Here is a 12,815-nt window from a genome sequence, read left to right as displayed (position 1 = left end):
CGGGCCTTCGAGAAGGCCGCCGCTTCCGTGCCTAGAACCTATGGGGATTGCCGGGGCATGCGCAAACTATTTTTTCGACGAGTTCGCATCAGTCCGCCGCGACTTCACCGTCGGGCTCCTGGCCTGCGCAGATGGCCAGAACATCGGCCCCGTAGCGGTTGAGCTTGCGCACGCCGACGCCGGGGATGCGGGCCAGCTCGCGGTCGTCGTCCGGAGCGCTCTCGGCGATGGCCATCAGCGTCCTGTCGGTGAAGACGCAGAAGGCCGGCTGGCCGCTGAGCCGGGCCTGGTCCGCACGCCATTCACGCAGCCGCTCGTAGAGACTCTCGTCCATGTCTGACGGGCAGTCGTCACAGCGCATCAGTTTCATCTCGCCGGCGTCGGTCAGCGTGCGTCCGCAGACCCGGCAGCGGGCGGGAGTGCGCTGGGTGCGCCGGGGTGCGGCCGCGGGGCCGCCGGAGAAGCCGCGTTCGACGCCTGCGCCGCCGGTGCCGCCGCCACGGCCGACGGTGCCGGTGGAGCCGGGGCGCAGTCCGTCCAGGAAGTGGCTGGGCCTGCGGCCGGGTCTGCCGCCGGGAGTGCGGGAGAGGGACCAGGAGACATGGAGCCGTTCCCTGGCGCGGGTCACGCCGACGTAGAGGAGACGGCGCTCCTCCTCGATCTGCTCATCGGTCTTCGCATAGGTGATCGGCATCATGCCCTCGGCGACGCCGACCAGGAAGACGACGTCCCACTCCAGGCCCTTCGCCGAGTGCAGGGAGGCGAGGGTGACGCCCTGGACGGTCGGGGCGTGCTGGGCGCCCGCGCGCTCGTCGAGTTCGGCGACGAAGTCGGCGAGGCCGGCGGTGGGCCGGGCGGCGGCGACGTCGTGGGCCAGGTTGACCAGGGCGGCCAGCGACTCCCAGCGCTCCCGGACCGCGCCCGAGCCGGCCGGGGGTTCGGTGGTCCAGCCCTCGCCGGAGAGGACCGCACGCACCTGGGAGGGCAGGTCGACGGTGTCGTCGAGCAGTGCGTCGTTGCCGCCGAAGCGGGCCGCGGCGCGCAGGGCGACGCCCGCCTTGCGCACCTCGGGCCGGTCGAAGAACCGCTCGGCACCGCGCAGCTGGTAGGGCACCCCGGCGTCGGCGAGGGCCTGTTCGTAGGTCTCGGACTGGGCGTTGGTGCGGAACAGCACGGCGATCTCGGCGGCCGGCACGCCCGCGTCGACGAGCTCCCGGATGCGGCGGGCGGCGCCCTCGGCCTCGGCGGGCTCGTCGGTGTACTCGGTGTACACGGGCTCGGGTCCGGCGGGGCGCTGGGAGATCAGCTCCAGCCGGTGGTCGGCGGCCCGGCCGCGGGCCTGGGCCAGCAGACCGTTGGCCAGGTGGACGACCTGGGGGGTCGAGCGGTAGTCGCGGACCAGCTTGACGACGGTGGCCCCGGGGTGGCGGGTACGGAAGTCCAGCAGATGGTCGGGGGTTGCTCCTGTGAACGAGTAGATCGTCTGGCTGGCGTCGCCGACGACGCACAGGCTGTCGCGGTCGCCGAGCCACAGTTCCAGCAGCCGCTGCTGGAGCGGGCTGACGTCCTGGTACTCGTCGACGACGAAGTGCTGGTACTGGGTGCGGACCTGTTCGGCGATGTCGTGCCGGTCCTGGAGGATGCCGACGGTCAGCAGCAGGACGTCCTCGAAGTCGATGACCGCGCGGTCGCGCTTGAGGTCCTCGTAGACCGAGTAGAGCTGGGCGATCTCGGCGGGGTCGCGGGGGGCCTCCCGGCCGGCCTTGACGACCGCGAGCGGATAGTCGCCGGGGACGGTCCGGGTGACCTTGGACCATTCGATCTCGGCGGTGACGTCCCGCAGCTCGCCACGGTCGAGGCGGATACGGCAGGCGGCCGCCGCGTCGGCGACGAGCTGGATCTTGCGGTCGACGAGCCGGGGCAGGGAGCCACCGATCGCTTTCGGCCAGAAGAACTGGAGCTGGCGCAGCGCGGCCGAGTGGAAGGTGCGGGCCTGCACCCCCTGGGCGCCGAGCTGGCGTAGCCGGCCGCGCATCTCCCCGGCGGCGCGGTTGGTGAAGGTGACGGCGAGCACGCTGGACGGCTGGAGGATGCCGGCCCGCACCCCGTAGGCGATCCGGTGGGTGATCGCACGGGTCTTACCGGTACCGGCTCCGGCCAGCACGCACACGGGACCGTGCAGCGCGGTCGCCACCGCGCGCTGCTCGGGGTCGAGCCCTTCGAGCACCGCGTCGGCAGAGTCCGGTACCGGCGGGAAGAGGGAGGAGTGCGTTGCTGCTGTCACATGGCCATGCTGCCAGGTCGCCCGAGACGGCTGTGCCGGTTGTCCACAGGCGACCGGGCGCAGTCGTACTAATGCGGCAGGTGTCGCCGGGCACTCGTACGGCGGGAATGGCGGACGGGTCGCGTACGTTCCTCCCCTGGAGAACCTTCCCCCGACCTGCCGAAGGAGTGCGAGCGAGATGCAGGGCACTGTGACGATGTACAGCACCACGTGGTGCGGCTACTGCCGCCGGCTGAAGAGCCAGCTGGACCGCGAGGGCATCGCGTACACCGAGATCAACATCGAGCAGGACCCGGAGTCGGCCGCGTTCGTGGAGAAGGCGAATGGCGGAAACCAGACGGTCCCCACGGTGCTCTTCGCCGACGGCTCGACGCTGACGAACCCGTCGCTGGCCCAGGTGAAGCAGAAGGTCAGCGCGTAGGTTCCCCGGCGCTTCCCGGCACAAGGCGGTCCCTGATCTGGTCAGGGGCCGCCTTCGCGCGTTCCGCCCGGCTTGTCCCACACCAGCGTGTAACGCCACAGCAGCCGGCGCCGGTACCGGCGGCCGGGGAGCAGGTGCCCGGTCGCTTGCCGGACCTCCCCCCAGTGCATGGCGGAGTCCTCGACGGGCATCCCGGCCGGGGCCCGCTTGCCGCCTCGCAGACGCGCGTACAACCGACTCGCGGGGACTCCGCAGCCGCTGATCACCCAGTCCAGAGCGGTGTGATTGAACGCCATGCCCACGATGACCAGCCGGCCGCCGGGCGCGAGCAGCGCCACCAGCCGGTCGATCGCGTCGTCGAAGGGGGCGTGGTGGATGACGGCGACGGCGCTGACGAAGTCGTAACTGCCCTCGTCGAGGAGGACGCCGTCGAGGTAGTCGCCCTCCAGGAAGGTGACGTTGCCGGTGTCCCTCTTGCGCGCCTGCCTGATCATCTCCGCCGACCGGTCCACGCCGGTCACCGACTCCGCCCTGGCAGCGAGCCCGGCGGCGAGCAGGCCGTCGCCGCAGCCGACGTCCAGGGCGGCGCGGCAGCCTTCCGGTACCGCGTCCAGCACCACGGGGTGGTAGTGGACGTTGTGGTTCCAGTACTCCCGCGCGGTCACGACGGTCGTCTCAGACGAAGCTCCTCGTGGGAAGGGGCTTGCCGTACCACATCTCGATCAGTCGGGCCGCGATCGAGATGCCGTACGGCGGCAGGACGTCACCGGAGTCGAAGGCGGCGCCGAGTTCGTCGCGGGAGAACCAGCGGGCCTCGTGGATCTCGTCGCCGTCCACGTTGATCTCCGTGGAGGTCGCGCGGGCCATGAAGCCGAGCATGAGGCTGGACGGGAACGGCCAGGGCTGGCTGGCGACGTACTCGACCGGGCCGACGGTGATCCCGGCCTCCTCGAAGACCTCGCGGCGCACCGCCTGCTCGATGGACTCGCCCGGCTCCACGAAACCCGCGAGCGTGGAGAAGCGGCCCTCCGGCCAGTGGACCTGGCGGCCGAGCAGAATGCGGTCGTCCTCGTCGGTGACGGCCATGATCACGGCCGGGTCGGTCCGCGGGTAGTGCTCGGCGCCGCAGGCGGGGCAGCGGCGGATGTGGCCGGCGGCGGCGATGACCGTGCGCTCGCCGCAGCGGGAGCAGAAGCGGTGGGTGCGCTGCCAGTTCTCCAGGCCGACCGCGTGCACCATCAGGCCCGTGTCCCTGGGGGACAGCAGCAGTCCGGCCTCGCGCAGGCCGGCCGGGCGCGCGGACTGGTCGATGCGGCCGGGCAGGGCGTCCTTCTGGAGGGCGAAGTAGCTGACGCCGTCCTCGTCGGTGCCCAGGAAGTAGCGGTGTGCCTCGGTGAGGGGGGCCTCGAAGGAGGGTGTCATGACGAGTTCGGTGCGGCCCTCGGGCGTTTCGTCGATGAGGACCTGACCGCCGGAGACCACGAAGCAGCGGGTGTCGGGGTGGCTCCACGCCGCCGCGAGCCAGGCCTCGTCGAGCCGGTGGTGGGCGGCGCGGTCGATGCCGCTCGGGGCGGTGAGCGAGATGGGTCGGTCGGCGGTGTGGTCGGTCCAGGTGGTCACGGGTGCTTCCAACTCCCCCAGTGCAGCGGATGGTTCAGCGGGTGGTTCAGCGGGACGAAGGGCGGGAGGAGACCGGGCCGGGTGGGGCCGGGCGGGGCGGTCCTTCCAGTGTGCCCCGCTCGCGGTGCCGCTCCGGACGGCGTCGGTGGCTCAGGGGGCACGGCGCCAGTTCTCGGCGAGGTCGTCCCAGAGGTAGGCGCTGGTCTCGACGCCCTTGAGGAGGAGGTCCAGCTCGACCTTCTCGTTCGGGGCGTGCCAGCCGTCGGAGGGGACGGAGATGCCCAGGAAGAGGACGGGTGCGCCGAGGACGTCCTGGAGGTCCGCGGCCGGTCCCGAGCCACCCGAACGGGTGAACCGGACAGGTCCCTCGAAGGCCCGCCCCATGGCGCGGGCCAGCGACTGCAGACCGGGGTGGTCGAGCGGGGTCAGACACGGACGGGTGGCCGGCAGGAACGTGATCTCGGCGCGGACGCCAGCGGGGATCCGGTCGGCGGCCCAGGCGCGGACGGCCTCGTTGACGCGGTCGGGTTCCTGTCCCGCGACCAGCCGGAAGGACAGCTTCAGCTCCGCCGAGGACGGGACGATCGTCTTGCTGCCGGGGCCCTGGTAGCCGCCGCCGATGCCGTTGACCTCGGCGGTGGGACGGGCCCAGACGCGCTCCAGGGTGGTGTACCCGGCCTCGCCCGCGGTGGCGTGCGAGTGCGCTCCGCGCAGCCAGCTCTTCTCGTCGAAGGGCAGTTCGGCCCACAGCCGCCGCTCGCGGTCGCCCGGCTCCACGACGCCCTCGTAGAAGCCGGGGATCGCCACCCGCGCGTGTTCGTCGTGCAGGGCGGCGACCAGGCGGGCCGCGACGGTGGCCGGGTTGGGCACGGCACCGCCGAACTCGCCGGAGTGGATGTCCTGGTCCGGACCGTGCAGGACGATCTGGCACTCGGTGAGCCCACGCATGCCCGTGCACACCGTGGGGGTGTCCTCGGACCACATACCGGTGTCGGAGACGATCACGACGTCGGCGGCGAGCCGCTCGGCGTGCTCCTCGACCAGGGCGCGGAAGTGCGGGGAACCGGACTCCTCCTCGCCCTCGATCAGCAGCTTCAGGTTGACCGCGGGCGCGGCGCGGCCGGTGGCGGCGAGGTGGGCGCGGACGCCGAGTGTGTGGAAGAACACCTGGCCCTTGTCGTCGGCCGCCCCGCGCGCGTAGAGGCGGTTCCCTCGGACGACGGGCTCGAAGGGCCCGCTGTCCCAGCCGTCCTCGCGAGCGGCGGGCTGCACGTCGTGATGGCCGTAGACGAGGGCCGTGGGTGCCTCGGGGGCACCCGCGGGCCACTCGGCGAAGACGGCCGGGGCGCCCGGTGTCTCCCAGACCTCGACGGTCGGGAAGCCGGTCTCCGTCAGCTTGGCGGCGAGCCAGTCGGCACTGCGACGCACATCGGGAGCGTGCTCGGGCTGGGCCGACACGGAGGGGATGCGCAGCCATTCTGCGAGGTCGTCGAGGAAGGCGGCGCGGTGCTGCTCGATGTACGTACGGACGGCGCTGTCCGGGGTCTGGCTCATGGTCACGAGCCTATCGGCCCGGACCGACATCCTCGGCGGGCGATTCGTCACACTCAGTTTGCCCGACGATCAGCCTTTCCAGGGCGGCCCGGTCCGGAAGTCCCTCCGGTCGTTCGACCTCACCGGTGCGCACGTGCACGAACGCGGCCGTGACCGACTCCGGCGGCACGCCCTGCTGCTCGGCCCAGCCGATCCGGTAGATCGCCAGCTGGAGCGGGTCGGCGGGGCGGACACGGCTGGTCTTCCAGTCGACGATCTCGTACCTCGCCCCGTCGTCGTGATCCGTCCGGTAGACGGCGTCGATACGGCCCCTGACGACCCGGCCCGCGAGGGTGAGCTGGAAGGGGGCCTCGACGCGGTAGGGGGTGCGATGCGCGTACTCGGTGCGCTCGAAGGCCTCCTTGAGGGTTTCGAGGTCGCGTTCGTCGGCGATCTCGGCGTCGCTGCCGGGCAACTCGTCGGGCTCCAGCATGGGCAGCGTGAGCTCTTCGAAGCGCGCCTCGACCCAGGCGTGGAAGCGGGTGCCACGGCGTGCCGCCGGTTGCGGAGGGCGTGGCATGGGGCGCGCGAGTTCCTGCGCGAGCCCGTCGGGGTCCTCGGCGAGCCGCATCAGCTGGGTCGCGGAGAGCGTGGCCGGCAGGGGGACGTCGGTGACGCTCCGGTGGGCGCGCAGCAGCTCGCCGGTGAGCGCGTCGAGGTCGCGGTCCCAGGAGGCGACGGCGCGGGCTTCCTCGGGGGTGAGAGGGACGAAGGGAGCATGCTCGTCCGCCGGCGCGCGCGGGGGCGTGCGCTCGGCGTGCGCGACCTGGTGCGGGACCGTGGGGCGGTCGGTGCTCCAGGAGTCCCAGTCGGCGGAGCCGGCGTCCGCGAAGGCGTCCTCGTCGGGGTCGGGTTCCTCGTCCTCTGGCGGCGGAGGCCAGTCCGGGTCCTCGACGGCGGCGGGGTCGTGGGCGGCGGGAGCGCCTGAGCCGGTTTCGGCCGTGACGGCGTCCAGGTGGGCGAGGACGGTCGCGGCGGCCGCGCGGCGGCGCGCCAGGGCGGCCGTGTCCAGGGGCAGTGGCCACACCTGGTCGGCGCTCGCCGTGTGCAGGGCCGGGTTCTCCTCGTCCTCCTCCGGTTCGTCGGCCCAGGCCTCGATCTCGCCGTGTCCGGTGGCGCAGTGGTCGTACAGGGCCCGGAGGAAGTCGGAGGGGCCGCGGGGCTTCTTCTGGCTGGGGCCCCACCAGTGGCCGGAGCCGAGGAGCAGCGAACGGGGGCGGGTGAAGGTGACGTAACCGAGGCGGAGTTCCTCGGTGTGCTGATGGTCCTTCATGGCCTCGTGGAAGGCCTTCATGCCCCGCGAGTCCCAGGCCTCGACGTCGGGCAGGGTGGCGGTGTCCCCACGCAGGGCATGCGGGAGCACCTTGGCCTGAGCGGTCCACTTCTCCCGCCCCTGGCTGCTCGGGAAGGTGCCCTTGACCAGGCCGGGAACGGCGACGACATCCCACTCCAGGCCCTTGGCCTTGTGCGCGGTGAGCACCTTGACGGTGTTCTCGCCGCCGGGCAGGGCGTTGTCCAGGCCCTTCTCGTACTGGGCGGCGGTGCGCAGGAAGCCGAGGAAGGCGAGCAGGGTCGCCTCCTGGTCGCCGGCCGCGAAGGAGGCGGCGACGTCCAGGAAGTTGGAGAGCGTCTCGCGGCGGCGGGCGGCCAGCGCGTGCGGGGACGCGGACAGCTCCACCTCCAGGCCGGTGACCGCGAGGACGCGGTGCAGGACGTCCATCAGCGGGTCGGACAGGGAGCGGCGCAGCTCGCGCAGCTCGGTGGCGAGGCGGGCGAAGCGCACGCGCGCGTCCGGCGAGAACGGCAGCCCGTCGTCCTGCCGGTCGCTGTCGAACGGCAGCTCCAGGAACGTGTCCAGGGCGTCCGCGAGGGATATCACCTCGGACGGGTCGACCCCTTCGACGGCCTCGGCGAGCCTGCGGTCCGGGTCGTCGGCGTCGCCCACGCGCGCGTGCGTCACCAGCAGCCGGGCACGGCGGCCGAGGAGGGCGAGGTCGCGGGCGCCGACGCGCCAGCGCGGGCCGGTCAGCAGCCGGACCAGGGAGGCGTTGGCGCCGGGGTCCTGGAGCACTTCGCAGACGGCGACGAGATCGGCGACCTCCGGCAGGTGCAGCAGCCCGGAGAGGCCGACGACCTCGACGGGGATGTCGCGGGCGACGAGTGCGCCCTGGATCTGCGCGAAGTCGGTCGCCGTACGGCACAGGACCGCGATCTCGGCGGGCGCCGTGCCGGTACGGACGAGGTGGGCGACCGAGTCGGCGATCCAGTCCATCTCCTCGGCGTGGGTGCGCAGCAGGGCGCAGCGGACCGTGCCGTCCCGCTCGGCGCCCGGCGCGGGGCGCAGTGCCTCCACGCCCGCGTGCATGGCGCGCAGCGGCTCGGCGAGGCCGTTGGCGAGGTCGAGGAGGCGGCCGCCGCTGCGGCGGTTCTCGCTGAGCGCCTGGCGGGCGGCGGGGCGTCCGTCGGCGTGCGCGAAGTGCTCGGGGAAGTCGTCCAGGTTGGCGACGGAGGCGCCGCGCCAGCCGTAGATGGCCTGGCAGGGGTCGCCGACCGCGGTCACGGGGTGGCCGGTGCCGGCGCCGAACAGGCCCGCCAGGAGCACGCGCTGGGCGACCGAGGTGTCCTGGTACTCGTCGAGGAGTACGACCCGGAACTCGTCGCGCAGCAGCCTGCCCACCTCGGCGATGCCGGCCAGAGCCGCGGACAGCGCGATCTGGTCGCCGAAGTCGAGCAGGTCCCGCTCGCGCTTGGCGGCCCGGTAGCGGACGACCAGCTCGGCCAGTTCACGGCGCGCGGCTGCGGTCTCGGGGACCTTGCGCAGGTCGGCGTTGCCGAGCTTGACGCCCGCCAGGGTGTTCAGCAGACCGGCGTCCCAGGCCCGCAGCTCCTCGGGGCGCACCAGGTGCTCGGCGAGCTCGGAGTCGAGGGTGAGCAGGTCGCTCACCAGGTCGGCGAAGGAGCGGGTGAGGGCCGGGTAGGGGCCGGGGGCCTCGCGCAGCACCCGCGCGGCGAGCTGGTAGCGGGTGGCGTCGGCGAGCAGCCGGGAGGTCGGCTCCAGGCCGATGCGCAGGCCGTGGTCGGTCAGCAGCCGGCCCGCGAAGGCGTGGTACGTGGAGATGACCGGCTCGCCGGGCGGATTGTCCGGGTCGATGACGTCGGGGTCGGTGACGCCGGCCCTGGCGAGTGCCTTGCGGACGCGCTCGGCGAGTTCACCGGCCGCCTTGTTGGTGAAGGTCAGGCCGAGGACCTGCTCCGGAGCCACCTGCCCGGTGCCGACCAGCCAGACCACGCGGGCCGCCATCACCGTCGTCTTGCCCGAACCGGCCCCGGCAACGATCACCTGCGGGGCGGGCGGCGCGGTGATACAGGCCGTCTGCTCCGGGGTGAACGGGATGCCGAGGAGCTCTTTGAGCTGATCGGGGTCGGTGATACGGGCGGGCATGAGGAAAGAGGCTAATGGCGGGCACTGACAATCGGTAAAAGCACTGACACTCGGTGGAACAGCGCAATCGATGGCACAGCGCTCACTCCACCACGTGCCGCCCTTCCGGCCGGGCGCTGCACGACGCGCGGAAGGCGCAGTGGGTGCAGTGCTGGCCGGTGGTCGGCGCGAACCGTTCGTCGAGGACCTTGCCGGCGGCGGTGGCCAGCAGGTCTCCGACCCACTCCCCCTCCAGCGGCTCCTGCGCCTGCACCTTGGGCAGGGTCTCGCCGCCGTCACGCTGGGCGGCGCCCTGTCTGAGCTGGACCAGTTCGGCGCCGCCGGGCTCGGGCCGTACGCCGTCGAAGGCCTCGTCGACGGCGCCCTCGCGGACCGCGAGCTGGTAGACGGCGAGCTGCGGATGGCGGGCCACCTCGGCCGCGCTGGGCGCCTGCTTGCCGGTCTTGAAGTCGACGACGTACGCGCGCCCCTCGCCGTCCGTCTCCACCCGGTCCATCTGGCCGCGGATGCGCACCTCGTAGTCGCCCGCTCCGAGGGTGACGTCGAAGTCCTGCTCGCTGGCCACCGGGGTGCGTGCGGTGCGGTCCAGGACGTGCCACTTCAGGAAACGTTCGAGCGCCACGCGCGCGTTGTCCTTCTCCTGCGCCGACTTCCAGGGCGCGTCGAAGGCGAGCGCGTTCCACACCGAGTCCAGGCGCTCCATGAGGACGGCGAGGTCGGCGGGGGTACGGCCGGAGGCGACCTCGTCGGCGAGGACGTGCACGACGTTGCCGAAGCCCTGGGCGGTGGTGGCGGGGGCGTCGGCCTTCACCTCGCGGCCCAGGAACCACTGCAGGCTGCAGGTGTTGGCGAGCTGGTCGAGGGCGCTGCCGGAGAGCACCACGGGCTGGTCGCGGTCGCGCAGCGGCACCTTGCTCTCGGTCGGTTCGAACATGCCCCACCAGCGGTAGGGGTGGGCGGACGGCACCAGGGGGCGGCCGTCCTCGTCGGCGAGCGCGGCCAGCCGGGCCAGGCGGCGGGCGGCGGCGTCCCGCAGGGCGTCGGACGCGCGCGGGTCGACGGTGGTCGCGCGCAGCTCGGCGACCAGGGCGGCCACGGCGAGCGGCCGGCGGGGCCGGCCGGTGACGTCCTGGGGTTCGACGCCCAGTTCGGTGAGGAACCGGGAGGGCTGGTCGCCGTCGTCGGCGGGGGCTTTCACGGCGGTGACGACGAGGCGTTCACGCGCGCGCGTGGCGGCGACGTAGAACAGGCGGCGCTCCTCGGCGAGCAGCGCGCCCGGGGTGAGCGGCTCGGCGAGTCCGTCGCGGCCGATGCGGTCGGCCTCCAGGAGCGAGCCGCGGCGGCGCAGGTCCGGCCACAGGCCCTCCTGGACGCCGGCCACGACGACCAGGCGCCACTCCAGGCCCTTGGCGCGGTGCGCGGTCATCAGACGCACGGCGTCGGGGCGTACCGCGCGGCCGGCGAGGGTGTCGGCGGCGATGTCCTCGGCCTCTGTCTCCGCGAGGAAGTTCAGCGCGCCCCGGCCGCCGCTGCGCTCCTCCGCGCGGGCGGCGGTGGCGAACAGGGCGCACACGGCGTCCAGGTCACGGTCGGCGTTACGGCCGGCCGCGCCGCCGCGGCGGGCGGCGCGCTCCAGGCGCGAGGGCCAGGGTGTGCCGTTCCACAGGACCCACAGCGCCTCCTCGGCCGTACCGCCGCCCGTCAGGCACTCCCGGGCCCGGCTGAGCAGCGCGCCGAGCCGCTGCGCCCCGCGGGCGTACCCGGGATCGTGCACGGCCAGGCGCTCGGGCTCGGCGAGCGCCCTCGCGAGCAGTTCGTCGGAGGGGGGCGGGAGCGCGTTGCCGGCCGCCCGCTCCTCGTCGCGCAGGGCACGGCCGAGGCGGCGCAGGTCGGCCGCGTCCATGCCGGCGAGGGGGGAGGTGAGCAGGGTGAGGGCGGTCTCGGTGTCGAGCCAGCAGGCGCCCTCTTCCACGTCGTGCGCCGCTTCCGCGGTCGCCACCGCCCGTAGCGCCGTCAGCAGGGGTGCGACCGCCGGTTCGTGGCGCAGCGGCAGGTCGTCACCGTCGATGTCCAGGGGTACGCCGGCCGCGGTGAGGGCGCGCCGGACCGTCGGGATGGTGTGGGACCCGGCGCGCACCAGGACGGCCATGTCGCTCCAGCGGACGCCGTCCTCCAGGTGCGCCCGGCGCAGGATGTCGGCGACGTTGTCCAGTTCGGTGCCGGGCGTCGGGTACGTGTAGACCTCGACGCGGCCGTCGTCCCGCGCGGCGGTGAGTTCGCGGTGCGCGCGCACCTTGTCGGCGGGCAGCCGGGTCAGCGGCATCCGCTGGGTCAGCAGCCGGGTCGCGGCCAGCAGTCCGGTCCCCGAGCGGCGGGACGTGCGCAGCACCTGCACCGGGGCGGGACGGCCGTCCGGGGGCGCGAAGGCCGACGGGAAGTCCAGGATGCCGTTCACGTCGGCACCCCGGAACGTGTAGATCGACTGGTCCGGGTCGCCGAACGCGACCAGGGTGCGGCCGCCGCCGGCCAGGGCGTGCAGCAGGCGCACCTGGGCCGGGTCGGTGTCCTGGTACTCGTCGACGTACACGGCGTCGTAACGCCCTGCGAGGTCCAGGGCGACCTCGGGGCGGTGGGCGAGGAGCACCGCGCGGTGGACGAGTTCGGCGTAGTCGAGGACGCCCTGGAGGTCGAGGACGTCGAGGTACTCGGCGAGGAAGGCGGCCGCGGCCCGCCAGTCGGGGCGGCCGATCCGGCGGGCGAAGGCGTCCAGGGCGGCCGGGTCCAGGCCCAGTTCGCGGCTGCGGGCGAGGACCGCGCGGACCTCGTCGGCGAAGCCCCGGGTGGTGAGGCAGGCGCGCAGTTCGTCGGGCCAGCGCACATGGTTCAGCCCGAGCCGCTCCAGGTCGGGCTGACCGGCCAGCAGCTCGCGGACGGCGACGTCCTGCTCGGGGCCGGAGAGCAGCCGCAGCGGGTCGACGAACAGACCGCTGTCCTGGTGCGCGCGGACCAGGGCGTAGCAGTACGAGTGGAAGGTGGTCGCCCGGGGTGCGCGGGCCGCGCCCACCCGCAGGGCCATGCGGTCGCGCAGCTCGACGGCGGCCTTGCGGCTGAACGTCAGCACCAGGATCCGCTCGGGGTCCGAGCCGCGGGCGATCCGCGCGGCCACGGACTCCACCAGCGTGGTGGTCTTCCCGGTGCCGGGACCCGCGAGGACGAGCAGTGGGCCGGACCCGTGGTCAACCACGGCGCGCTGTGCGGCGTCCAGAGGAGGGGGATCCACGTCGGCAGGCGGGGTACGGACCAGTCGGTAAGCGCCACGGTTCCCCTGGCGCACCTGGGGGTGCGGCAGGCGCCTGGTGGAGGAAGAGGAGCTCACGTGGTTCGCCGGTCCTGGTGGGTGTGCTGGTCGGTTCGCGGTCGCGCGTGCGCAGGGGTGGCCGCGGGGTGAGCGGGAC

The 12,815-nt window shown here is 73.5% G+C and carries 7 protein-coding genes; 1 reads left to right on the top strand and 6 read right to left on the bottom strand.

Going from position 1 to position 12,815, the window contains the following annotated elements; genetic code table 11:
- Positions 1–88: 88 nt before the first annotated feature.
- Entirely contained in the window at positions 89–2,284 is a 2,196-nt protein-coding gene (locus OHB00_RS33440) for an ATP-dependent DNA helicase UvrD2 (RefSeq protein WP_406440326.1), read from the bottom strand.
- 178 nt (positions 2,285–2,462) lie between these two features.
- Between OHB00_RS33440 and OHB00_RS33435 the strand changes: the two genes are divergently transcribed.
- A complete protein-coding gene (locus tag OHB00_RS33435; RefSeq protein WP_234542942.1) occupies positions 2,463–2,705 on the top strand; it encodes a mycoredoxin in 243 nt (80 codons plus the stop codon).
- Positions 2,706–2,746: 41 nt separating this feature from the next.
- Here the strand turns inward: OHB00_RS33435 and OHB00_RS33430 are convergent, their stop codons facing one another.
- The 5 genes from OHB00_RS33430 to OHB00_RS33410 form a co-directional block, all read right to left on the bottom strand.
- Positions 2,747–3,370, bottom strand: a complete 624-nt coding sequence (locus tag OHB00_RS33430) for a class I SAM-dependent methyltransferase (RefSeq protein WP_406440324.1) — start codon at positions 3,368–3,370, stop codon at positions 2,747–2,749.
- Positions 3,371–3,380: 10 nt separating this feature from the next.
- Positions 3,381–4,325, bottom strand: a complete 945-nt coding sequence (gene nudC, locus OHB00_RS33425; RefSeq protein ID WP_406440322.1) for an NAD(+) diphosphatase — start codon at positions 4,323–4,325, stop codon at positions 3,381–3,383.
- Positions 4,326–4,475: 150 nt separating this feature from the next.
- Positions 4,476–5,879: a dipeptidase gene (locus OHB00_RS33420; RefSeq protein WP_406440321.1), complete on the bottom strand. Its 1,404-nt coding sequence runs from the start codon at positions 5,877–5,879 to the stop codon at positions 4,476–4,478.
- 10 nt (positions 5,880–5,889) lie between these two features.
- The gene (locus OHB00_RS33415) at positions 5,890–9,360 is read right to left on the bottom strand and encodes a UvrD-helicase domain-containing protein (RefSeq protein WP_406440319.1); all 3,471 of its coding nucleotides are present in this window, start codon (positions 9,358–9,360) and stop codon (positions 5,890–5,892) included.
- Positions 9,361–9,442: 82 nt separating this feature from the next.
- Positions 9,443–12,736 carry an ATP-dependent helicase gene (locus OHB00_RS33410; RefSeq protein WP_406440317.1) on the bottom strand — a complete coding sequence of 1,098 codons (3,294 nt, stop codon included), beginning with the start codon at positions 12,734–12,736 and terminating at the stop codon, positions 9,443–9,445.
- Positions 12,737–12,815 lie beyond the last annotated feature (79 nt).

The sequence above is a fragment of the Streptomyces sp. NBC_00631 genome (genome assembly GCF_045206895.1).
Classification (GTDB): Bacteria; Actinomycetota; Actinomycetes; order Streptomycetales; family Streptomycetaceae; genus Streptomyces.
The sequence above is the reverse complement of the archived record's forward strand: the minus strand, read 5'-3'. Positions and strand labels throughout refer to the sequence as shown.

Excerpts from the sequence above, each read along its gene's own strand:
- OHB00_RS33420 (WP_406440321.1), bottom strand. The coding sequence starts at position 5,879 with ATGAGCCAGACCCCGGACAGCGCCGTCCGTACGTACATCGAGCAGCAC.
- OHB00_RS33435 (WP_234542942.1), top strand. The coding sequence starts at position 2,463 with ATGCAGGGCACTGTGACGATGTACAGCACCACGTGGTGCGGCTACTGC.
- OHB00_RS33415 (WP_406440319.1), bottom strand. The coding sequence starts at position 9,360 with ATGCCCGCCCGTATCACCGACCCCGATCAGCTCAAAGAGCTCCTCGGC.